Origin of the sequence: Holdemania massiliensis, assembly GCF_022440805.1 — a bacterium.
Classification (GTDB): Bacteria; Bacillota_I; Bacilli_A; order Erysipelotrichales; family Erysipelotrichaceae; genus Holdemania; species Holdemania massiliensis_A.
Map to the genome: position 1 here is coordinate 194,019 of NZ_JAKNTK010000001.1, position 24,246 is coordinate 218,264.

At 48.1% G+C, this 24,246-nt stretch carries 17 protein-coding genes; 13 read left to right on the forward strand and 4 right to left on the reverse strand.

Annotated elements, in window-relative coordinates; all coding sequences use genetic code 11:
* Positions 1-70: 70 nt before the first annotated feature.
* Entirely contained in the window at positions 71-292 is a 222-nt protein-coding gene (gene relB, locus MCG46_RS00890; protein ID WP_240276759.1) for a type II toxin-antitoxin system RelB family antitoxin, read from the reverse strand.
* A 100-nt stretch (positions 293-392) separates the two neighbouring features.
* Here relB and MCG46_RS00895 point away from each other — a divergent pair, with 100 nt between their 5' ends.
* From MCG46_RS00895 to MCG46_RS00910, 4 genes are all read left to right on the forward strand, one after another.
* Positions 393-557 carry a hypothetical protein gene (locus tag MCG46_RS00895; protein WP_240276761.1) on the forward strand — a complete coding sequence of 55 codons (165 nt, stop codon included), beginning with the start codon at positions 393-395 and terminating at the stop codon, positions 555-557.
* 115 nt (positions 558-672) lie between these two features.
* Entirely contained in the window at positions 673-1,884 is a 1,212-nt protein-coding gene (locus MCG46_RS00900; RefSeq protein ID WP_240276763.1) for a hypothetical protein, read from the forward strand.
* 8 nt (positions 1,885-1,892) lie between these two features.
* On the forward strand, positions 1,893-2,753 hold the full coding sequence (locus MCG46_RS00905; protein ID WP_275890939.1) for a MerR family transcriptional regulator: 861 nt from the start codon (positions 1,893-1,895) through the stop codon (positions 2,751-2,753).
* A 77-nt stretch (positions 2,754-2,830) separates the two neighbouring features.
* The gene (locus MCG46_RS00910; RefSeq protein ID WP_240276767.1) at positions 2,831-5,053 is read left to right on the forward strand and encodes an FAD-dependent oxidoreductase; all 2,223 of its coding nucleotides are present in this window, start codon (positions 2,831-2,833) and stop codon (positions 5,051-5,053) included.
* 266 nt (positions 5,054-5,319) lie between these two features.
* Here MCG46_RS00910 and MCG46_RS00915 read toward each other — a convergent pair whose 3' ends face one another.
* Positions 5,320-6,510, reverse strand: a complete 1,191-nt coding sequence (locus MCG46_RS00915; RefSeq protein WP_240276769.1) for a hypothetical protein — start codon at positions 6,508-6,510, stop codon at positions 5,320-5,322.
* A gap of 164 nt (positions 6,511-6,674) precedes the next feature.
* On the opposite strand from MCG46_RS00915, the gene MCG46_RS00920 reads away from it, so the two are divergent.
* The 6 genes from MCG46_RS00920 to nagA all read left to right on the forward strand — a co-directional run bounded on the left by MCG46_RS00920 (position 6,675) and on the right by nagA (position 13,438).
* Positions 6,675-9,476: a sigma 54-interacting transcriptional regulator gene (locus MCG46_RS00920; protein ID WP_240276773.1), complete on the forward strand. Its 2,802-nt coding sequence runs from the start codon at positions 6,675-6,677 to the stop codon at positions 9,474-9,476.
* Between the two features lie 142 nt (positions 9,477-9,618).
* Positions 9,619-10,119, forward strand: coding sequence for a PTS system mannose/fructose/N-acetylgalactosamine-transporter subunit IIB (locus MCG46_RS00925; protein ID WP_240276775.1), 501 nt, complete (start codon positions 9,619-9,621; stop codon positions 10,117-10,119).
* A gap of 18 nt (positions 10,120-10,137) precedes the next feature.
* Positions 10,138-10,944, forward strand: a complete 807-nt coding sequence (locus MCG46_RS00930) for a PTS mannose/fructose/sorbose/N-acetylgalactosamine transporter subunit IIC (RefSeq protein WP_240276779.1) — start codon at positions 10,138-10,140, stop codon at positions 10,942-10,944.
* Positions 10,941-11,765 carry a PTS system mannose/fructose/sorbose family transporter subunit IID gene (locus MCG46_RS00935; protein ID WP_240276780.1) on the forward strand — a complete coding sequence of 275 codons (825 nt, stop codon included), beginning with the start codon at positions 10,941-10,943 and terminating at the stop codon, positions 11,763-11,765. Before MCG46_RS00930 ends, MCG46_RS00935 begins: the two co-directional genes overlap by 4 nt.
* Positions 11,766-11,768: 3 nt before the next feature.
* Positions 11,769-12,188 (forward strand): PTS sugar transporter subunit IIA, encoded by a 420-nt coding sequence (locus tag MCG46_RS00940; protein ID WP_240276782.1) that lies wholly within the window; start codon positions 11,769-11,771, stop codon positions 12,186-12,188.
* Between the two features lie 56 nt (positions 12,189-12,244).
* Positions 12,245-13,438 (forward strand): N-acetylglucosamine-6-phosphate deacetylase, encoded by a 1,194-nt coding sequence (nagA, locus tag MCG46_RS00945; protein WP_240276785.1) that lies wholly within the window; start codon positions 12,245-12,247, stop codon positions 13,436-13,438.
* Between the two features lie 185 nt (positions 13,439-13,623).
* On the opposite strand, the gene MCG46_RS00950 is transcribed toward nagA, so the two are convergent.
* Together MCG46_RS00950 and MCG46_RS00955 are read right to left on the reverse strand one after the other, a co-directional pair.
* Positions 13,624-18,276, reverse strand: coding sequence for an EAL domain-containing protein (locus MCG46_RS00950; protein WP_240276787.1), 4,653 nt, complete (start codon positions 18,274-18,276; stop codon positions 13,624-13,626).
* A 239-nt stretch (positions 18,277-18,515) separates the two neighbouring features.
* On the reverse strand, positions 18,516-19,097 hold the full coding sequence (locus tag MCG46_RS00955) for an ATP-dependent Clp protease proteolytic subunit (protein WP_020225409.1): 582 nt from the start codon (positions 19,095-19,097) through the stop codon (positions 18,516-18,518).
* Positions 19,098-19,263: 166 nt separating this feature from the next.
* Between MCG46_RS00955 and gap the strand changes: the two genes are divergently transcribed.
* The 3 genes from gap (at position 19,264) to MCG46_RS00970 (ending at position 24,176) form a co-directional block, all read left to right on the forward strand.
* A complete protein-coding gene (gene gap / locus MCG46_RS00960) occupies positions 19,264-20,274 on the forward strand; it encodes a type I glyceraldehyde-3-phosphate dehydrogenase (RefSeq protein WP_240276789.1) in 1,011 nt (336 codons plus the stop codon).
* A 335-nt stretch (positions 20,275-20,609) separates the two neighbouring features.
* Entirely contained in the window at positions 20,610-22,712 is a 2,103-nt protein-coding gene (locus MCG46_RS00965) for a hypothetical protein (protein ID WP_240276791.1), read from the forward strand.
* A 171-nt stretch (positions 22,713-22,883) separates the two neighbouring features.
* Positions 22,884-24,176 carry an ABC transporter substrate-binding protein gene (locus MCG46_RS00970; RefSeq protein ID WP_240276793.1) on the forward strand — a complete coding sequence of 431 codons (1,293 nt, stop codon included), beginning with the start codon at positions 22,884-22,886 and terminating at the stop codon, positions 24,174-24,176.
* The last annotated feature ends 70 nt before the right edge of the window (positions 24,177-24,246 follow it).

Below are 24,246 nucleotides of genomic sequence, written 5' to 3' on the forward strand. Positions count from 1 at the left end.
GCTAATTATTAAGCTGTGCTCAGGATCAATGACTCTTTGTTATATTTTACTGTCGGATGAATGCCGCATTTTATAAATTTAATTCCTGCCATAGTTTGGCAATGGGTTCGCTTTTCTTATTATTCTTCACATACTCTTCGTAGGCTTTTTCTGTAACTGCGATATCGAATTCATCTTCAATTTTTTCAAATAAGGCTTTTTTGAATGCTTCATCCAAAGTCATTTCATGCAATGTTGCATAACGATCAGCTAATCTTCGTTCTTCATCATTCATATGAATTGAGAATTCCATCATTATCACCTCTTTTCGACTCTGTTATAATTTATATTTAGTATAGTTGTCAAGTTAAGCAATTTTTTCTTTAAAACTTAGGTAAAAAATAAAGGAGTTGTTGATAGAGAATGTCCAGGGTTATTTGATTGTTACTCACAATCCGCAATTAATTGAATACTTTGATCATGTTATTTTCTTAGACAAAGGTCAGAAAGTCTTTGAAGGCAGTGTTGAGGACTTTGTAGAAAGTGTCTATTATGAGCGCTGGCAGGTTCATAATTGATGATCCTTGTAAAAGTAATGAAAAAACAAATATATAGAGGAATTGTTCATGAAAGATTATAATTAATTTAAATAGCCTAATATAATAGAACAAAACAGGCTGCGGAGGTTAAGTCATGAACAAAATGAATGACAGTTCAGGGGATCAAGGCTTTCAAGTCAATAATGGGATGTTTTACTTAATAAGGTTGATGAAAAAAGTGACTTTATCTGGGGTTATCATCATGATTTTTCTTTTGGGCGGCTGCAAGACTATTACAAAAGATGAACCCATCCCCAGGGATATGACGGTGGATCAAATCGATTCAGATTATCAAATATCATCATTTCAGTTAGATGATAGTAAGACATTGGAATACAGGGATGTTTATCACAACAATTTAAGCATTGTTGAATTAGAAAATCGGGAAACCTATTATGTTTCAACTGATTTATATTTAATGGATTTAAAGAGCAAAGAAATAACAGAAGTCACAGCTATCAATAGAGGTAATGATGAGGGCAGAATTTGGAATTTTATAGAATTATCAGATAAGTCATATTTATATACGAACGTTACTTACACAGGTTTGTCTGATTTCACCTTCATGGATTTTGAAGTAATCCATTTAAAAGAGGGTAACAAAAAGGCCATCACTAAAGGCCGCATCGATAATATTTATGAATTACCAGTATTTACAGTCGATAAGGATGCAATTTACATTTCCGTTTCCTCTTATGATGATGTGCAGGATAAAACCGAGGGGAATTATAGAATTGAATTATGGAAATTCGATACCAATACCTGTGAAAAAATTGTTTCCAGTACAGGCAGATATTATATTGGTGAGCACGATCATTATAGCTTAGATGATGAATGTGAATTTTACTCTGATCAAACAATATATATTAATAACAATGGTAGTTATTTTGTTACGGGAAATGGTGATCAAAAAATAATGAATAAAGTTGAAGAGGGTTTTATCTCTAAAGTGTCCTGGTCTTTACCCAAAAACCTAGTTCATGCGATTCCATTGGGGCATAAATACTTAGTGACTGAAAGGCTTAAAAATACAACTGAACCAGATGCGTTAATATCGTATGTACTGGATGATCACGGAACGAAATATGATTTGAAGACAACTCTAAGATTGGAAGATTATTGTGTTTTAGAGGAAGGCATTGTGGGTTTTTATAAGGGAAACACGGTTATTTTAAAAGATTTAGAAGATAGGATTGGAATGACGGTTGTTCCTGAACTTAAAGGGGGTATTTATTTTCGCAAGGTGGATGGAAATTCTGTATTAGTTTTTAAAAATGGAACCTGTTATAATCTGACTGTAAAATAGAATTGACGATGAGAATAGAAAAATACAGGGATAAGGGAAGGATTGCATACCATTTGAAAAAAGAAATTCTGTATACCAGTAAAAACTTTTGCTCAATCTCAGGAATTACAATGGAAACGCTGCGCCATTATATTGATCTGGGACTTTTGGTTCCAGCCAGGGTTCGTTCCAATGGTTATCGTGAGTTCTCCATGGATAATGCCGTTGATGTGTTTTATTTGCGTCATGAGCGGGGATTGGGTGCAAGTCTGAATCAATTTCATCCGGAAAATGAGGCAGAAAGCTTGGTGGATCAGAGCGTTCGCTATCAGGAAAATCTGATCCAGCTGCAAAAACAAAAAGAACTGCTTGAACGCCAGATTGACAGAAATATCTATTATCAAAATCTGATTCAGCGGGCAATGCATCAAATTGAACAGCCGATGTATTTAAACACCAATCAGCTGTTTAGTTTAAGTTTTTTGGAATTTTCAGAAGCGAATTTGAAAAAAGAAACCGTCCTGAAGACGATTGATCAATGGATGCAGCATCCGGAGCTCCTGCACATGGCCTTTCGAATTGACCCGGAACAGATGCAGTCCACTTCTCCCATCTTGAATCCCCGCATCGGACTGGGCGTGCGAACGGATTTTGCAGAACAGATGAGCCTTCCTTTAGGTGAGGCGCAAACCAGCTGCGGCAGTGGGAAAATGGTAACCACGGTTTCACGCAGCGAAAGTTTGACCCAGATTCCCAGATCGGCACTGACGTCTTTAGAGCGCTGCGTTAAACATCCTATTCAAAAAGAGTTAGTCGGGCGATTGATTACCCGTGTTCAGGAAGAAGGAAAGCTTTGGTATTATTTCAGCATCAGTGCAGATTTAGGATAGATCTTGACCCCGTGGCAGCCACGGGGTTTATAGTATAATCAGATCGATTGTGAAAACATCGACAAGGGAGGAAAAAAATGAGAAAACTGGGACTTACTTTGATTGCTTTTTTCATGCTTCTCTCCTGTGCTGCCTGCGGGCAACAACAAGGAGAAACGAAGAAAACAAACCTTCAATTTAAGGCTGGAAGCTATACCGCTTCCGCACAGGGCTACAATGGAGAGGTAACGATCGAGGCAACCTTTTCAGAGAATGCGATTACCGACATTCAGATTCAGGAACAGAAGGAAACAGCGCATGTTGGGGACTCCGCTTATCCTATCTTAATTGAAGATATCATAGCGGCGAATGGTACCGGAGTCGATGGAGTCAGCGGCGCAACCTTTACGAGCATCGCTTTGAAGAATGCGGTTAATGCTGCGGCGGAAGCGGCAGAAGCTTCTGATTTAGACACGTTCAAAAAGAATACGGTTACCCACCAAGCTAAGGATGAAATCACAGGAACTTGGGATGTTGTCATTGTTGGTGCCGGCGGCGCTGGAATGATGGCGGCAGCTCAGGCAGCACAGAATGGCGACACAGTGCTGATTATTGAGAAGAATGCAGAAATGGGCGGCAACACCCTTGTCTCAGGCGGAGCATACCAATCCACTTTTGACGCGGTTGTCTGGGATCCGGAAAATCCGGATGCGACTAGCGGTGAGTACAATGGAGAAACCTATGAGAAGGTAACCAATGACGCAGGCCGTATTGATACATTGAAGACCATTTTAGACTGGTCTGAGGAACCTTTTGATGGAAGCGTGGATGAAGCCCATCCATTTGTCGCGGGCGATATTGCTTTGAATGCCCAGCGCGGAGTGCATGAAGAATATCTGCCGACTTTACTGGCTTTGAAGGATGAAATCCGCGCTTATTTAGCATGGGCACAGCCGCAGCTGGACAGCGGCACGTCTGAGACCAAACTGACGTTGTTCTCGACCATCAATCTTCACGTTTTCCAGACTTACTATGGCGGACTGCGGCCAAATCGTGAGAATACAGAATGGATCTATGGCGATGTTGATTTAGTCCGACAGTTTGTCGAAGGCGGTCAGGAAATTAAAGACTGGCTGGAAGCACAGGGCGCTTCGATTGATCAAAGCCGGGCCTATACTCTAATCGGCTGCTTATGGCAGCGTGAAAATGCGGTAAATGGCGGTACCGTTGACGGTCAGTTCTATGAAGGCAAATGGGGCGGCTATTTCGCCGTGCCGGCCAATACCGTATTAAAAGCCAATGAAGCGAATCAGATTATGACAAGAACGACCGCCAATGAACTGATCACAGATGACACAGGCCGGGTTATTGGCGTCAAGGCAACACAGTTTGACGGAACGCCGGTCACGGTGAATGCCAATAAAGGCGTCATCATTGCGACAGGTGGTTATGGCGCGAATATTGGAATGGTTCAGAGCACCAATGATTATTGGGAAGACGGTTTCATTGCCAACAATATCGGTACAACTAATCGTTCCAGTTTGAAGGGTGACGGCATTACAATGGCTCAGGCTGTCGGTGCGGCAACGGTCGGTGAAGGCTGGACTCAGATGATGCCGTTAGGCTGGGTTGACAACGGCAATCTTGCCGGTGGTGCTGGAGAAAATGTAATCTATGTCAATCCGGAAACAGGCAAGCGCTATGTTGACGAATCAGCGGAACGCGACGTTCTGTCCGAAGGCGGATTTGAAAACGGTATGAGCGAAGCCAAAGCGAAGGAATTAGGCTTGAAGTATGTTCCGGGAATCTACGTTGAAATTTCCAACGTGGGAACAACGGCCGGATCAGGCGGATTCAATAATTTGCCGGATGATGTTGAAGGCCGGATGATTTTCAGAAGCGTAGAAGAAACAGCGGAATTGATCGGCTGTGATGCTGAAACCCTGCGGCAGACGATTATGGATTACGATAATTATGTGATGGGTGTCGCGAAAGAATTGGAAGTGGAGAAACTTTCTTACCGCGGAACAGTAGGTCAGGTAGAAGTGGACGATAATGGAAATTATCTGCCGGAAACCTATTCGTTGGATAAGATTCGCGTGCGCTTCTTAGCGCCTTCCACGCATCACACCATGGGCGGATTAGTCACGGATATGGATCGTCGTGTCTTAAATGAAAACGACGAAGCGATCAGCGGCTTATATGCGGCTGGTGAAGTTGCCGGAGGTATCCATGCTGGAAATCGTCTGGGCGGCAATGCGATTACTGAAATTATTGTTTCCGGCCGGATCGCAGGAAACAGCGCTTCAAATCAGAAATAAAATTGAATTAACCATGGAGAATCCTGAAAGTGGAAGTTCCATGGTTTTCTTTTGGAAAAGGATGGGTTCTCTGCCTGAATTTCTTTCCTCTATGAATGGGAACTGGTTAAGAACAGGCGTTTCTCATAAAATCTTCCGATTCAATCAAAAACAGAAGTCAGAAGTCTCCAACCAGAAGGAGCTGTTTCTCTAAACAGGAAGCTGGCGATCCGGTTTTTAAGTTAAGATATCATGTGTGTACGAATGAAATAAAGCGTGGATCAGTGTTATGAATTGATGCGCTTTCGCTGATATGAAGCAGGAATACCCGCTTTCTTTCGCAGCTTGGCGATTAGTTGTCGGGAACATTGAATCTGTTTTTCCTGCAGCCGCATTGTGATCTGCAAGTCACTGAGCGGAAAATCCGGCGACTCCTGCGCAATGACCGTGCGGATTTGTGAGATAAGTTCTTCCTGACTGAGATTGTCTGCACTCAAAGAAGCAAACAACATCTCAATGGGAAGCAGTTTCCCTTCAAACAGGAAATACTTGTCTTGAACAGCCCGCGTAATTGTGGAAGGATGCAGTCCCAGCTTCTCCGCTATTTCTTTTTTCTGACATGCCCGCAGGGGCTGGTGAAGAATTAACGCCTTTTCCTGGATCAGAAGCAGTTCATTCATGATCAAACTCAACGTCAGATTGCGTTGGGACAAGGCATCGAGAAAGAAGCGAGCTTCCTGCAGTGCCTGCCGTAAGGCAGGCGGAGGCTGCTGATCCAGGCTTAGGTTTGGTTCTTCGATACTTTCCAAGATGCAGTGATGATCCTCGATCCGCACTTCAAATTCCGGCAAAATCCATTGCCCATCCGCTGCTTCATAACTTGCACACGGAGCGGGGGAACATTCCTGAAGCTGATGAAAATAATTTAAAATTTCAGTAGGGCTGCATGCCATTTTGATAGCTGCTTTTTGCCAGTCATGAGTCAGAATTTCTGCTTCACAGACAGTAAGAAATTGAATCGCTTTTCGATAACCTAAACGCTGCAGCTGCAAAATCAGGCACTCCTGCGGATTTCTTGCCCCAACTCCGGCTGGTTCCAGCTGCTGCAGCCAGCTTAAATGCCGTTCCAGGACAGGCAGTGCGACATGAAAAGTCTGAGCTAAATCCTGCAGAGAGTCTTCAAGGAAACCTTGATCATTCAGCGATTCGATCAAAATCTGACAGACATGTTCCTGAACCGGCTGTTTCAGACTCAACAGCTGTTCGTAGAGATCCGCCTTTAAAGAGGTTGGCGATGAGGCAAAGTTCAGCCAGTCGCACTGAACTGTTCGCAGGTAAGGATTGCTTTTCTGTCTTAGCCGCAGCTGACGCATCAATTCGGCACGATTCCATGTCAGAACCTGCAGTGATTTTTCCATCGCCGGCGTGTAGTGAAGCTCCAGTTTTGGCTGCGGACGAAGTGTGACCGAGGTTTTCATAGCGTTCTCCTTTCTGCTGAATGTCAGGCTGTTAAAAGTAGAATTTATGGAAAATAATGGTTCTATAAAAGATTACCTTTCCTTGAATAACAATTGATTCGTGCTTCTGAAATGATTATACTAAATTTAAAGTAAAACTTACATAACGCTTTAAAGGAGATGCGATGAGAGAAAATCAGCTCACAGTCCAGAATCAGATTTTATCCTTGTTAAAGTCCGAGGAATTAAATGAAAAGCAGGCGGATCATTTCACTGCCGCCTGGTTGGCCCAGAAACTGAATTACAGCCGCAACTTTATCAGTCAGCTGCTGAACGATTTAACCGACCAGCGGCTTTGTGTCAAAATCAATACCCGTCCGGTATATTATTTCAGCCGCGAGCGTCTGCTTCAACAGGGCTACGCGATCCCTGAAACACTCAGCTCCTTGTCAGGCTGGCCACAGCTGAACGAGTATAAGCTGCGGAAAGAGAACGATGTGTTTGATCGGCTTGTCGGGCGGAACGGGAGCCTTTCCTATGCCATCGAACAAGCGAAAGCCGCGATTACCTATCCGCCGCAGGGCTTGCCTATGCTTTTGACCGGAGCGACGGGAACTGGAAAAAGCTATCTGGCCCGCTTAATGTATCAATACGCCTGCCAACAGGGAACGTTGCGCGAAGACAGTCCCTTCGTTACGATCAACTGCGCTGAGTATGCGGATAATCCGGAATTGTTTCTGACGCATTTGTTCGGGTATAAAAAAGGGGCGTACACCGGTGCGGACAGCGACCGGCAGGGATTTTTGGCTGCGGCGGACGGCGGCATTTTGTTTCTCGATGAAGTTCATGCGCTGAAACCGGAATGCCAGGAAAAGATATTTTTGTTTTTGGATCAGGGAATTTATCACATGATCGGGGACAATGAAACCTGGTATTCCAGTCATGTCCGTGTGCTGATGGCGACTACAGAAAATCCGCAGGAAATTCTGCTGAAAACACTGCTGCGGCGAATTCCCATTCATGTGCAGCTGCCGGATTTGGATCATCGGCCTTTATCAGAAAAACGAAAGCTGATCGTCTCGTTGCTTCAGAAGGAACAGGAAAAACTGGACTGCATGGTATTGATCAGCGACTTGGCTTATCATACGCTGGAATCCGTGCATTACTCAGGCAATGTCGGTCAGCTGGAAAATGCCGTCAAGGTCAGCGTTGCGAATGCCTTTCTGCGGCGCGAAGCACAATCGCTGGAAATTCATATTCACGATTTGCCGGCCAGCCTGACCTCGGCGATGACCTATGACCTGCTTCAATGCTCCGATCAGACACTGCATCCGCTGCATGCCGTTGTGCCGCAGATTTCCAATGTAAGCGGCTATGAGGTATTCAACCATGCCCTGCTGCACAGCTTCCACAGCTATAAACAGCGCCAGATGAGTTTCGACAGTTTTCTGGCCGTTGCTTATACCAAACTGGAAACCTATGCGGATACCTTGATCCAGGATCGCTGGATTACACCGCAGCAGGAAATTTTCAACAATTTATCCAGTCTGATCTTAACGCTCAGTGTTTCCCACACTCCCCGCCGGCAGCTGTCCAACAATTCAATCAAGATTCTGGCCCGTTATTTAGCTGATGCTGCCCGTCAGCGTCAGCAGGAATTTTCTTTGAATGCAGAAGAGAAGGAAAGTGCGGAGGCCTTTCTGCAGCTGATCCTGCAGCGATATCCGCTGGAAGCCCGTCAGATCCGCAAAATTCTGGATCTGGCAGTCAACACTCTGTCCTTCACTTCCACGCTGCTGCCCACCCTGGATCTGTTTATCTTCATGCAGTATTTCAGCCGAGATCTGCAGCGGGCCTCAATTCCCGTTGTTATTTTGGCGCATGGCTATGCGGTTGCCAGCGGTATGGCTGAGGTTGGCAATCAGCTTCTGCGCACGCAGATGTTCGATGCGATCGACATGCCGGCGGACTGCCGCTTTGACGATGTGACAGCCCGTCTGAACGAATACATGGACTCCCTGGAAGGCTGTCTGGAGCTGATCGTTCTGGTCGATATGGGATCGCTGGAAAATATCAGCGACGCTTTAGGTACCCAACGCACGATGAACATCGGAATTCTCTCCAATGTATCGACCAAGCTGATGCTGGACATCGGTTCGATGATCATGGAAGGAACGCACTCATTAAAAGAAATTCTCAAAGAAGCCAGTAAGCGCAGCGTTCATCATTATGAAATCCTGGAGAACCAACAAAAGCCCAATGCAATTGTGGCTGTCTGTTCAACTGGAATTGCCACGGCAGAAAAAGTGCTGGCCCTGTTTCAAAACAGTCTGCCTGCTTCGGTTAAGGTGGAATTAATTCCCGTGGATTATCCCTCGCTCAATCAGGGCCGGATCACCAGTCTGACAGCTCAGTACCATATTCTGTTAATTGTCGGCACCCTGGATGCATCGGTGCCGGGAATTCCGTTTGTTTCCGTAGAAGAATTAATTGATCAGAAAAATATGGACGTGCTGGATCAATGCCTGAAAGGAATTCTATCCAAAGATCAGCTGCATGCCTTCAAACGGAAGATCATCAAGAATTTCTCCATGGAAAACCTGATGAATTATCTGACGATTCTCAATCCCAATCGGATACTCATGTATGTCGAGGAAATCCTGGATCAGATTCAGGAGAAACGCCAATGCAGCTTCAACGGGCGCACAATCATCGGCCTGTATCTGCATATCAGCTGCTTGATCGAACGTTTGGTTATCGGCAAAGAACCTGCGGGTTATCCTGATCTGGAAGCCTTCGCCATCAATCAGGCAGAGTTCATTCAAATTGTTCAGGACAGTTTTGCGGCAGTGTGCCGAGCGTACAACATTGTATTGCCGGTCAGTGAGATCGGTTATCTGTACGATTATATCGAGCAGGGCAGTGTCGCGGAAACCTCGGACAGTGTCGCAGTGCGCGATCAAAAAGATTTCTTTGCCGCAGATTAACTGGATTTCACGGCAGAAATCAAGAAAAAGGACGAATTTTACCGGAAACGGGGAAAGATTCGTCTTTTTTTACGGTTTGGATGAGCTTGCCACGGAAATTGCTAGAAGATAGGCATACGAGATCCTTAGGAGGTGAGAGGGAATGATTAAATTGTTACGGGTCGATGACCGGCTGATTCATGGACAGGTGGCAACGACCTGGACGAAAACGCTGCAGGCGGATTCGATCATTGTCGCCAATGATGAAGTGATCAGCAACGAATTGCAGATCATAGCGCTGAAGCTGGCTGTTCCGGCCGGCATGAAGGTCGCTATCCGCAGTGTCAGCGAGGCGATCGGCTTGCTTGCCAACCCCAAGGCACTGCCGATGAAAATCTTTGTGGTCGTCAATCATCCGCGGGATGCTCTGCGGATTGCGCAGGCCGTGCCGGAAACGATTGAAGGGATCAACATCGGGAATTATTACGGAAGTCCTCAGCTGCGGACCGAGGAAAAAGTCAAACTCGACCGCAATATCTATCTCGATCCGGAAGACGTGGATACGCTGAAGCAGATCTGCGCGCTGCCGATCGAGTTTACTGTGCAGATGGTGCCGCATGAACCGAAGAAAAAAGTCAGCGACTGTCTGCACCACCTGGGATAACAAAGGAGGAATGAAAAAATGATGATTGTCCAAGGTTTGTTAGTCGGACTCGTGTATTATGTCTGCGATCTGTTGTCTTTGGCCTGGTGTGCCAATCCGATGGTGAACCGCCCGATTGTGTTGGGGCCGCTGGTTGGTCTGGTACTGGGGGATCTGCAGCAGGGAATTTTAATCGGTGCCTCAGTAGAACTGGTCTTTTTGGGCGTCGCCAGTATCGGGGCAACGATGCCGGCCAATGCCGCATTGGGCGGGACGATCGCCACGGCGTTTGTCATCCTGACAGGTGCGGATATGGAAGTCGCACTGGCGCTGGCGGTACCGATCGGCATGCTCGGCGTCTTTACCAACGAATTGCGCAAACTCATTACGGCAAACTTTCTGCCGATGTTTGACCGCTTCATCGAGGAAGGAAATGTGAAAGCATATGATCGTTCGATTCTGTGGGTATCCGCGCTCGTACAATCCTTCCAGGCGATTCTGGTCTTTCTGTGCATCGCGTTTGGAACGCAGTCGATCGACGTGATGTTGGCGGCGATTCCAGCTCCGATTATTGATGGAATCAAGGTTGCCGGCGGGATGCTTCCAGCATTAGGCTTAGGTATCCTGACGATCATGCTGTTAGGAAGAAAAGGTGCTTTTCTGTATTATCTGCTGGGCTTTGCGTTAGTCGTGTTCTTTAACGTATCCACGACGGCGGTGGCTTTGATCGCCTTCATTCTGGCAGGCATCGAACTTTACCGCGAACTGGATTTCCAGACTATGCTGAAACGCACACAACCTGCTGCCGCAGCTACTGAAGAAAAAGAGGAGGAATTCTTTCTATGAATAAAAACTTACAAGCTTATCCAAAAGAAGAAGTCACCGCTTTAAAACGGATGTACTGGCGATCCAATTTCCTAGAATCCTGCTTCAATATGGTGCGGCTGCAGGGATTGGGGTTCGGCTATGCGATGATTCCGATGCTGGAGTATTATTATAAAGATGACCCGGAAGGCTTCAAGGCGGCGCTTAACCGGCATACGCAGTTTTTCAATACCTGTCCTAACGTTGTCACCTTTAACCTGGGCGTAGCCGCCGCAATGGAAAAGGAAGCCGCGGTCAATCCTGACTTTGATCCGGCTGCCATCAACGCGGTAAAAACCGCGCTGTTAGGTCCGACTGCCGGCATCGGCGATGCGATTTTCTGGGTTGTGCTGCGGACCTTGGCTGCGGGCATCGGCATCTCCTTGGCGCAAAGCGGTTCAATTTTGGGTGCCGTGGTGTTTGTGCTTTTGATCAATGTGCCAAGCTTTATCGGCCGCTGGTATCTGGAAATCGCCTCCTACACGACCGGAACACAGCTGGTTCAAAAGATGGATGAAAGCGGCCTGATCACCCTGATTTCCAAAGCTGCCGGCATTATCGGGTTAACGATGGTCGGAGCGATGGTCGCTTCCAATGTTTCGCTGTCCACCCCGCTGACCTTGAATTTCGGCGATGTTCCATTTGAGCTGCAAAGTGCCTTCGATATGATTATGCCGGGATTTCTGCCGTTGATGCTGTCCTTGCTGGTCATCGCGCTGCTGCGTAAAAATGTCAAAGCAAACTGGATCATCATCGGGATGATGGTTGTCGCCATTGCAGGAAGATGTATCGGGATTTTGTAAGCTATGCGGAAGTTTTTAATCGCAGCACACGGAACTCTGGCTTCCGGTATGCAAAATGCCCTGCAGATCATTGCCGGAAATAGTGCCAAAATGACGGTGATCGATGCCTTTGTCGATATCCAGAATCCGGCCGATCAGATTCAGGCTTATTTCAGTCAGTTGTGTGAAGAAGATGAGCTGATCATTCTCACCGATATGCCCGGCGGCAGTGTCAATCAGCTGATGATGCGGTATTTATGCCGACCGCAGACGCATTTGATCAGCGGCATCAATTTGAATTTGGTGCTGACGTTAATTTTAAATGCCGAAGAAACAGATACGTCAGCGCTGATTCACCATGCCATTCAGGAAGGCCGGGATCAAATACTGTATATCAATGAAAAAATGGAACAGCTGAGTTCTGAGATGAATGCTTTTTTCTGATTCCCTTGAGGGAAAGGGAAACGAAGCATAGAATAAAAGCGAAGGAGGAAAACGGAATGAAAAGTTATCGCAGTCATCGCATCGTAACAGAAACAGACGTCGTTGACGGCTGGCTGACCGTGGATGAAGCAGGTTCCATCATAGCAGTGGAAACAATACCTCAGGGTGAGCCGGTGCTGGACTATCAGCAGGATTGGCTGTTCCCCGGTCTGATCGACCCGCATCTGCATGGATTTATGGGCTGGAACGCTTCAAAAACGCAGGATGAAACTTCGATCCTACACATGGCGGAGGCCTTGTTGTGGTCAGGGGTGACAGCCTGCGTGCCTTCCTGCATTTCATCCCCGATCATGCTGGAAAATGTTCAGGCATTGCATCGTGCGAAAGTTCATCAGAAACAAGGCGCGGAAATCTTAGGTCTGTATATGGAAGGCCCTTTCTATAATCCAAAATACAATGGCGGAACGCCAATCCAGTATTTCCAGGAACCTACCCTAGATAAAGCCATGGCGTTTTATGAAGCTGCCAGCGGGGATTTGTTCAGCATGGGACTGGCACCGGAGCTGCCGGGGGCAATGGACGTGATCGCCTTGCTGAGCGCAAAAGGTGTGCGCATGGGCATTGCTCACACCGGCGCGGATTATCAACAGACGATTGCAGCGATAGACGCCGGATGCAGGATGGCTACGCATTCATTCAACGCCATGCGCAGTCTGCATCACCGTGAAGTCGGAGTCAGCGGCGCCATTCTTCTGGATCAGCGGATCTATAATGAAATCAACTGCGATTTTATTCACGTTTGTCCGCCGATGATCGAAATTCTGCTTAAAATGAAGCCGCAGGATAAAATCCTGATGATGACCGATAATGACAGCATGACCGGCATGCCGGCAGGAGATTATCAGATTGACGGAGTGATTGAGCGGCTGGAGCCCAGCGGAAAAATCGTGCTGGAGGACGGAACGATTTACGGAAGCGGCCGAACTCTGCTGCAGGGTGTGTTCAATCTGATTGAGGAACTGCATCTGTCGGTACCGCAGGCCGTGGCGATGGCTTCGCTGAATGCCGCGGTGTTCTTAGGTCAGCAAGATCGAATCGGATCGCTGAGAAAGGGAAAACAAGCCGATTTTATTGTGGTCAATGATGAACATCAATGCTTAGCGACTTATCAGAAAGGAATTCAGGTCTGCCGCATTGAAGACCGAACGCAGCTTGCCAATCCTGAATTCATGAAACTCAAAGTCGCCTAAGACAAAGACAGTCCTGATCAGAAAACTCCCTTACAGATATCATTCAAAGTAAAAAAGGAACGGCATGACTGCCAGCGGGGCAGTAGCTTACCGTTCCTTTTATCTTGATCAAGGTTCGTTCTAATAATTAGGATCAGAATTCATTCAGCATAAGAAAAGGACCGAATCAGCCGGCGATTCCTTGATCATTCCGGTTTGTTCTGATTGTAAAGCGTGCGGAAATCCCCCACCGGCATCGGTTTGCCGAACAGATAACCCTGGCCTAACCGGCATTGCAGGTTCAGCAGCATCGCCCGCTGAGCTTCGGTTTCCACGCCTTCGGCAATGACGCTGACGCCTAATTGGTGGCACATCCGGATGATGCTGGCAACAATAATCTGATTTTGGGCTGAATCCGCCAGTCCCTGGATCAGACTGCGGTCCAGCTTCAAAACATCGAAGTCGGCGACAGTCAGCAGGCTCAGATTGGTATATTTGGTTCCGAAGTCATCCAGTGAAATCCTTAACCGCAGCCGTTTCAGCGACTGAATGATCGAACGCAGCGTTTCTTTTTCCAGCTCACCGACGGTTTCCGTGATTTCAATTTCAATCAAGGCCGGATCAAAATCATACTGAGAAAGAATCTTTTCCACTTCCAGCGCCATGTTGTCTTCCAACAACGTAATCCGTGAGAAATTGAGCGAGATCACGACGGCGTCCTTGCTTTCGTGCTGACGGCGCTGCTGGATGCGGCAGACCTCATTCAGCACAAAGAAGTCAATCAAGCGGATCAGATGTTCTTTTTCCAGTCCCGGCACAAACCGTGAGGGCGGCACGATCCCCAGCTGCGGATGCAGATAACGGATCAAAGCTTCACCGCCCAGAATCCGTCCGCTTTTAAGATCCGCCTTCGGCTGGATATAGACGAGGAACCGATTTTCCTGGAGCGCCTCTTTTAACCGCTGCAAGGATTGAGGATGATAGTGCTTGGTCACGGTTTCCGTCGTTTTATAATAATTTTGCTTGGCGATGATCATGAGCTGATTGGCATGGCTCAGCAGGCTGTTGATGTCCACTTCATCCTCACTCCAGCTGCCGCCTAGGGAAACGCCGTTGAGAATTAACGTGAACGCTTTTTTCAGCCGGGCAAGACTTTGCTGGAATTCGGCATGCGTGCTTTTTTCATAAATCGCGATAAACTCATCGCCGCCCAGACGAAACAGCTGATCGGTGCAGGCCTGCAGCTTCAGAATGCGGGCCACTTCAACCAGCACCTGATCCCCATAATGATGGCCATACAATTCGTTCAGTTCTTTTAAGCCATTGACGTCGAAGACGGCAACGCCCGCCTGGGCCGGCGGATTCTGCTGCCAGTTTTCCAACAGCTGAACATACTGATTGCGGTTATACAGGCCGGTCAGCGGATCGCGATAACTCATGAACCGTAGCTTTTCCACCGCCTGATATTTCATCAGTTCACTGACTAGGAAGGTAGCCAGGGATTGGGCGAAGCTCAAGTCCTGACCTTGGGCGGTCGGGTTGATGATGGCGCAACAGCCGAGAATCTGATCTTGGGAAAGCAGCGGTACCGCCAGCAGAGAATGCAGTCCCAGGCGCATGAAGCTGCGCGCCAGTTCCGCGTTCTGACTTTTCATCAGATCCATATCCAGCAGCACAAAATCAGAATGGGTTCGGAAATAGGCGTAATCTGGACCAAACAATGCCGTTGTCAATGTCAGCCAAGTTTCAGCCAGTCCCGGCAGTGATGGGGCTGGCCATTCATGCAGGGAATGCGACTCGTCGGTAAAGCTGAGCAGCGTTCGTTCGGCTTTATAATAATGACCGACATCAGCCAGACAAAGCTCCATGGCCTCGGTCACAGACTGAGCCACAACGATGCGGCGCACACTGCTTAACAAAGCGTTGCCGCGTTCCAGCTGCTGTGACAGCTCCTTGCTTAAATGATTGTGTTCGGCAATGTCCATCGCAAATTCCATGCGCGCGGTCCGGCCCTGCCACTGAATCAGCTTATCCTTGACGATGAAGTCCCGGTTCATCAATTCATTGGTATGCTCCCAAACATAATATTCATTGAATTTCAGTTTGCCGTTGGTGCAGAACGGACAGGGGGAATCCCGTCCCTGCAGCACCGCATAGCACTTTTTGCCGATATAATCATCAATGATGTTGAGATCCTCTTTAATCGTGCGGTTGATAAACAACAGCTCATAGGTGTTGGGGTCGCTGACATAGATCACGTCGTTCAGCTCTTCCAGCAGCTGCGAGGTCAAGTGCTCCTCCAGCTCCGGAATGATCGAAACATCCGGCGCGGTATCCGGCTGATCGTCAATCTTGGTATTGTTGACCTTCCAGCTCTCCTGCTTCATCGAAGGCAGATAGAACTGCACCTGATTTTTCCCTTGGCGTTTGGATTGATACAGGGCGATATCGGCATTTTGATAAAGCTTGTAAAAATAAGTGCCGTCTTTGGAATAAAAGGAAACACCAACGCTGCAGGAGATGCTGCCGGAAAATAAGGCAGCGACAGCCTGACTCAATTGTTCCGCTTTCTCTTTAACGATCTGTTCACTGCGGCAGTTTTTCATAAAAATCGCAAATTCATCGCCGCCGATCCGCCCCAATACGTCGTCCGCCCGGAAAACCTCACGGATCTGCCGGGCAATACGGGCCAGGACCTGATCCCCATAGAGGTGACCAAAGGTATCGTTGACATGTTTGAACTCATCAATGTCCAGAATCAGCAGCGCATGCAGCGCCTGCGGATGACTCTCCAGGACAGACTGAATCTGCGCCTCAGTGGAGCCTTTGTTAAGCAGACCGGTCAGGGAATCCCGCTGGGACTGATACTGCAGAATCAGTTCATGGCGCTTTTCCTTGTCGATGTTGCGGATAAAAAACAGCACTTTCAAATGCGCGGTAGCCGGATCCTGAATAATATGCGCGGTCGTTTCCACCCAGACCATCTGGCGTTTTTCCGAAAGCCGGCGGTACTGCAGCGTGATCTCACGTTGATCCTGACCGTAGGCGGATTTGATCGCTTCCCGGCTGAAGGTCTTAAGGAAAGCTTTCCGCTCATCCGGATGAATCTGTTGGCGGGCGACGTTCTTTTGAAATTGATCGTAAGGGGTCTGGACGGCCTCGCTGATCAAAAAGCTCCACTCACCGCTGATTTTTTCGACAAGGTTGTCGCAGAGATTGATCTCGATCATTAAGCAGGCCCCGGCGGCGATCGCCTGGCGGTACTGCTGTTCCTTGGCATAAGCCAGTTCGGCATCTTTCTGCAGCGTGACATCTTCCAGAATGCCGACCGCTTGTTCCTGGGGCCCATATTCATTGTGCAGCACAGTCAATGTCAGCTGGGTCCAATGATAGATTCCATCATGACCTCGGCTTTTGATCAGACTGCCGGCATGATTCTCGCCCTGCCGCAGCTGACTGAAGACCATAAGAAAAGCTTCGCTGAACTGCGGCTGAATGTAGCCCTGTTCAATAAAAAATTCAGGATTAGCCGGCTGAGATGGAAAATCATAGCGTTCGCAAGCCTGCGGACTTCCGGTAATTTCATTTTTCTGGATATTGTAATCGAATACAAGACAGCCGGTTTGATCCAGAAGGGCCTGGAACCGTTGATCGTTGGCTTGGCTTTGGAGTGCCTGCTGCTTATCGGTGGTGATGTCCACGACTACGCAGTTGATTGTCTGAAGGCTGCCGGTTTGGGCAAACGCGGCATAGATCAATAGATACTGAACACCAGATCCTCCGTTCAGCCGCAGCTGAAATTTCAAACCCGGTTTTCCAGCGGCAAAGGCTTCCTTGATCTGACGCAGGACACGCTTGTGATCTTCCTTTGGAATCAGCCGGCTTAGTTCATTATGAAAGGTGCTGCGGATCTGATCGGCACTTCGCTGAAGAATCCCATAGAACCGCAGATTCGCATACAGCAGCGTCAGCGCGTCGTCCACCTGGACCAGACAAATGCCGCCAGGCAGATGATCGGTCAGCATTGCCATTTCCGCGTTTCGCTGCTGCAGAGTATTCAGCTCTGACTGCAGTTCGCTCTGGCGAAGCATCGCTGTCTGAATGTCGGAGAAAAAAAGCAGCACCGCAATTCGGCCCTGATCGGTCAAAAAGCGGAAACCCCGGCACTGCCGCCATAAAACGGAACGGTCCCGGCAGGTTAAACGCAGCGTAAGTTCAAACTGGTTGGCTTGCTGAAGCGCTTGGCGGGCCTGAGCTTTAGCCGGACCGACATCGTCGGGATAAAGAAGCAGATCCAGCTGTCCCTGACATTGCAGATAAAATTCATCATAGGTGAAGTTCAAGGCTTTTAATAAAGATGAGCTGATATAGAATAACGGCAGGTTTTCTTCCCAATAAACTCCGATCATTTCCGGATAAATCGCCGCTTCCAGCATTGTAAATGAAGGCTGCGGAGCCCTGCCGCCCACATTCGGCAGCTTTAAGGCTGAGGGCAGATCCAGATCCAATAGCAGGATTGAAAACTGCGGTGTTTCCGCTTCCAGACGCAGCTGAATCCGGATTGAAGGACGGTCGGGATAGTCGAGCTGAAAAGCTGCGAACAAGGCACACAGGTGCGGCTGTTTCCGCAGAACTTCAATATGAATCCAATGCAGCTGAAGGGGCTGCGGAGTTTGACGGTAATAGCGGTTCAGCCAGAGCAAAAGATCTTCGCGGCCCAGCGGCGATTCCCCATCCATGCCGCGGCACAGCAGTGTTTCGCTTAAGACTGTTTTAAACGACTTGAGATCCCGCTGAAGCAATACCGCCTCGGCCGTTTTTTTAAAGAACTCACTGATTCTAAAAGTGGGATTTTCCATTCTATCCTACCTCGTTTTCAATATCATATCCGTATTTTATCATCATAAGAATAGCATAACCTCAGGCGGAAAACCAGCAAGCGGCGAAAAACAAAACAGAAATGAGAGAACCGCGGAAAAGGCTCAAAATCAGGCTGCTTTTCAGATCGCTTCGAAAGGCGCAAACCGCGGCTCGTTTCCGGGAAAGCTTGGGAAAAAGCTGAGTCAATAACAAAAAAACCGCCCGAAGGCGGAAAGACTTACTTCTGCTTGTGTACCAGATCGTCGATCAGGCCGTAATTCTTCGCTTCCTCAGCGCTGAAATACCGGTCGCGGTCACTGTCCTCGGAAATTTCCCTCAGGCTGCGGCCAGTATCCGCTGCCAGCAGGGTGTTGAGCCGCTGGCGAATCTGGAGAATATGCTCAGCGGCGATCTTCACATCAGCGGCCTGTCCCTGAACACCGCCTAAGGGTTGATGGATCATGATTTCACTGTTGGGCAGGGCGAAGCGCTTGCCACGGGTGCCTCCGGCTAACAAAACGGCAGCCATGCTGGCGGCCATGCCCATGCAGATGGTGGAGACATCGCAGCGAATTAAGCGCATCGTATCATAAATCGCCAAACCGGCGCTGACGCTGCCGCCGGGGGAATTGATATACAGCTGAATATCCTGACCTGAGCGGGAGGCCAGATATAAAAGCTGGGCGCACAGGTTGCCGGATACCGTATCGTCGATCGGTGCGGTCAGCAGGATGATCCGCTCTTTCAGCAGGCAGGAGATCAGATCGTAAGCCCGCTCGCTGCGGGCGGACTGTTCAATAATCGTAGGAATTAAGGTCATGGAGAAGACTCCTTTCCTTTTACAGTATGCCAGAATTCAGCCCGTCAATACTTGGGAATCAAAAAATTGTAAAGCAATCGTGAAAATGGCTAAGTGAAGTCATTCACAATTGACATTTAACGCCTTAAACACTATAATTAAGTCGTGTCATAAGGAGGTCTATAAAATGACAGTAAAAGTTGCGATTAATGGTTTTGGACGCATCGGACGTCTTGCTTTCCGCCAGATGTTTGTTGCCGAAGGTTATGAAGTTGTAGCCATCAACGATCTGACAAGCCCTAGAATGTTAGCTCATCTGTTGAAATATGATTCAGCTCAGGGCCCTTTCACAGGCCATACCGTTGAAGCGAAGGAATCTTCAATCGTCGTTGACGGACATGAAATCGAAATCTATGCTAAGGCTGATGCGAAAGAACTGCCTTGGGGTGAACTGGGTGTCGATGTTGTTCTGGAATGCACAGGCTTCTATACATCGAAAGCGAAGGCTTCCGCTCATATCGAAGCTGGCGCAAAGAAAGTCGTTATTTCCGCTCCTGCTGGAAACGATCTGCCGACCGTTGTCTTCGGCGTTAACGAAGGCGTTCTGACAAAGGAAGACACAGTTATTTCCGCTGCTTCCTGCACGACAAACTGCTTAGCTCCAATGGCGAACACATTGAACAAATATGCTCCAATCGTCAGCGGTATCATGACCACAGTTCATGCTTACACAGGCGATCAGATGACTCTGGACGGCCCTCAGCGCAAAGGGGATCTGCGTCGTGCCCGCGCTGCTGCCATCAACATCGTTCCAAACAGCACAGGTGCTGCGAAGGCGATCGGTCTGGTTATCCCAGAACTGAACGGCAAGCTGATCGGCTCTGCTCAGCGTGTACCGGTTCCGACAGGTTCAACAACTCTGCTGGTTGCGGTTGTTAAGGGCAAAGACGTCACAAAAGAAGGCATCAATGCTGCCATGAAGGCTGCGGCTAACGCTTCCTTCGGTTATACTGAAGAAGAACTGGTTTCCAGCGATATCATCGGTATCACTTATGGTTCTCTGTTTGATGCAACACAGACCATGGTTACAAAGATTGATGACGAAACCTATCAGGTTCAGGTTGTTTCTTGGTACGATAACGAAAACAGCTACACAAGCCAGATGGTTCGTACAATCAAATATTTCGCTGAACTGTAAGAGCGAACAACACAGAATAAAGAAGAATGAGCTGATGCAATGTCGGCTCATTTTTTTGTGAATTTGCGGAAAGAACGATCAGAAAAGCAGGTGATGTATCGCGAAATATCTGCACCAAGAAAACGGCGGCAGAAGAAAACCCGGAAATTTTATTCCTGATCAAATTGAATATGGTATGATCAATAAAAGGCATAGGGAATGGCTCATTCTGTCAGGATTGTTCATGACCGTGTTTTGAAGTGGGTCAAACAACTCGGTGAGATTGAGGGATTACAGATCAATCAGAAACATGAGGTCGGGTGAAGAAGCCATGCCGGGCAGAAAGGAAGTGCACCATGCAAAAGAACAGGGATATAAAGCTGGAAAATGGATATGTGATCGGCAATGGTCAGGTATTGATCACAGCCGGACTGGGTGTAGAAATCCAACGTCATGGAAAACCGGTGCTGACTGACCATCCGTGCAGCAAAACGGCAGTAGCCGCGGTCAGCGGCCCGGATTATGTCTGCAATAATCTGGCCTTTGGCTTTACGATCGAAGCCGAAGAACCATGGAAGGAAGAAAGGGCAGGCATGCCGGATGCACAATGTGAATTCTATCATGTGCTGTGCCAAAACAGCGAAGCTTCTGTGCAGGTGGAGGACAGTGTGTTTATCAGCGAGAGCGTCTGGATTCGAACACTGCGTTCAACCGCGGCTTTGTCTGTGCGTGTCCGGATTGAAACTGATCCGCGCAATGGTGAGTTTCTCTGGTGGGATGGAACGCCGGTGAAGCCGGAAAGTGAATTGTACGCACCCTCCGTCGATCCGGATCAATGGGTGCAGGTTCAGGCGGATCAGCTGATTTTTCAGGGAGCGCCCCGGCGGTTGTTTCAGGATATCTCCAATGCTTATCGCTATGTGGGGAAGCCGCGGTATCTGGCTGTTCAGTGCAATGCGCAATCTTGTGTGGATCCTACCGGCTTTAGGCTTCAGCTTGAACCAGATCAGCCAGTTTCACTGATCAGCTGCCTGAGCTTGAACCGGGAAGAAGCATCCGCTTTTGCGAAGCAGCTGGCAAAACTGAGCAGTGATGAACTGCAGCGCCGCTGCCTGCGGATGCAGCAGGATCGGTTTCTAAAGCCGAAAGCCGCACCCTCTGATCCGCTGGCGAAAATCCTGCAGGGAACGGAGGATCTGATTCAGGCTGTGACCGCGGACAATGGTGCGAGTTTAGCACAAAGTTTTATCTATCCTTTACATTACATCCGGGATCAATACGGGATTTTCCGGTTTCATCAACAATGCTTAAATCATAGGGAAATGAAGCGGATCTGTCAGGCTTATCTCGGTTTCGAAAGGCAATTTGGAATTCAAAATGCCTATGATCCGATCACGCCGCACACAGCTTTTGCGGCGCGGTCTTTTAAACCGATTTCAACCGAGTGGGAGAAGACGGAACTGCCCAGCTATATCAACCTGTTTGTTCTGGAATATGTTCAGCTCACTCAGGATCTGACATTTGCGGCTGAAGCATATCCGATTCTGCGCTACAACGTTTTGTGTCAATCGCTTTCAGAGGTTTCGCTGCTTTCGGGAAGTGGGGATGAAACCTATGTGCATATCAGCGGACTGGGCAAAGAAGCGGATTTCACGGACTCCTGTTTTCTCTATCTGAAAAACTGTCAGGGGATGAAGGCGCTGGCGGAGAAGCTGAATCAGAATAGCGATGCAGCTTTGTTTGAACAACGTCTGAACCAGGTGAGCGAGGCGCTTATGAAATATAATTATGGTCAGGAAGGACAGTATTTTCAGATCAGCCGATCCCAGCCGGACTGGATCAGCGACGTGCTGTTAATGCCCTATTGGATCAACATGGATGAGTCGTGGAAACGTTTGTGCCGAGCTGGAGTTGAACGGGTGAAGAATGAGGCAGTCAGGCCGTATCGAAGCCGGAATCAGGATGATCGCTGCACAGGAATGATGCCGGCGATGCTGCTGAGCGCGCTGTGTCAGCTGGAAGATCCAGCGTGGCTCAAGGTCTGTGACGATTTAGGCAAAATAGCATCGCCGTTTGGCTTGTTTTGCGAATATTACCGGACGCAGGAGGGAACGATGATTGGCTATTCCGGCGGGCAGCGTCCATGGGAAAGTGCCTGCGCGGCTTCTGCCTTGATCGAGATGCTGATCGGTATGAAGGTGGATCCAAGCTCTTGCACGCTTACCCTGAACATTCATATTCCCCCTTCGTGGCAAGGCTTTGCGACCCGCTGGATTGAACTGTTTGACGGCAGCGAAATCAAGCTGGAGGTCACGCTTCATCATCTGACTTTGATGCGCAGGAATGCGGAAAATCCCCTGCATCTCAATGGACGTTGGCATGCTTTTCAGGAATTGAAGATTCTGCAGGGAGACGTGATGGATCAGTGGGAATGTTCGATTTCTGAATTTGTGAAATGACAGAAAATGAACTTGCTTACATTGAAAAGAACAGATTTGTTTTCAGGAAAAGTTGACAGGCAAGGCAGACAAAATTATGTTTTGGAGGCAAAAATAACTTCTTGGGGTTGAATACGCAAGCGCTTACAATTATAATAAAAAAAGAAAGGTACGAAGGAGGAAAATCATCGTATGAAGAAATTAGTAGCGTTAGCCGCGATGCTGGCCATGGCTTTAACTGTGTCAGCCTGCGGCAGCAATGGCGGAGGAAGCGGAAATGACGGAGGAAATTCCGGCACAGACGCAGCCAAAACGTTAATCGTTTATCAGAACAAAGCGGAAGTTACCACGCCGATGCAGGATTATGCAGAAAAGTGGGGCGCCGACAACGGCGTGAAGGTTGTCGTAAAAACCTGCACAGGCAGCTGTGATTACGGCGCAGCGATGAAAGCGGATATCAATGCGGGGGAAACGCCGGATATCTTCGTCATCGAAGGCATCACAGGCTATAATCTGTATAAGGACATCATGGAACCAATGGATGGCGAAGCTTGGGTCGATCAGACACAGTATGAATTTGTCCAGGACGGCAAAGTTTACGGCTATCCGGTTGCGGTTGAAGGCTATGGCTTAGCTTACAACGCAGAAATTCTGGAAAAAGCAGGCGTGGATCCGAAGACATTGACGAATTTGCCGGCTTATGAAGAAGCGTTTGCTAAAATTGACAGTATGAAGGATGAACTGGGTCTGACTGCAGTTGTTTCCTTAGTCAGTGCTGAAGGTTCAACTTGGGTTTTAGGCAATCATAACTTTGCGGGTTACCTGTCATCCGGTTTGGCTTATGACGATACATCCGTTACCGATATGGCGTTAAAGGGTGAAGTTGACGCAGCGCGTTTGTCCACCTATGCTGATTGGGTTGAATTGCTGTTTAACTACACAGATAAGAAGATGCTGACCGTCAATTCCAATGATGAACAGATGGCGGAATTCGGTGCTGGCAAATATGCCTTCCTGCATCAGGGAACTTGGGCTGATCAGCCGGTTCTTGAAGCCGGCGGAACGTTCAAAATGGGCTTTGCGCCGCATGCACCTTTAGGCGCTGAAGAGACAAACGGACTGTTTGCGGGCGCGCCTTCCTGGTACTGCCTGAATAAAGATTCCGCGAATCTGGATCTGGCTAAGAAATTCCTGAATGATCTGTGCTTCAGTGAAGAAGGCCAGAAGATGATGACGGAAGAAGTCGGTCTGGTTTCTGCATTTGAAAACAATACGCATCGTCCAACGGGCCCGCTGTCCTCAGCGCTGGCGGATTGGATTGAACAGGGCGGTACGGCTTACAGCTTCACTAACCAGTATTCCCTGCCGGATGGATTCAATATGAATACATTAGGTCCGATTTACGGTCAGTTTGCATTAGGCAATATTGACAAAGCGACATTCATCCAGATGTTTGCGGATGCCATCGCAACATTGGGAAAATAAGAACAAGTAGGCTGAGGGGGTAGGCGAGCGGAACTCGTCTGCCCTCTTTTCTTTAAGAAAGGGGAATGTT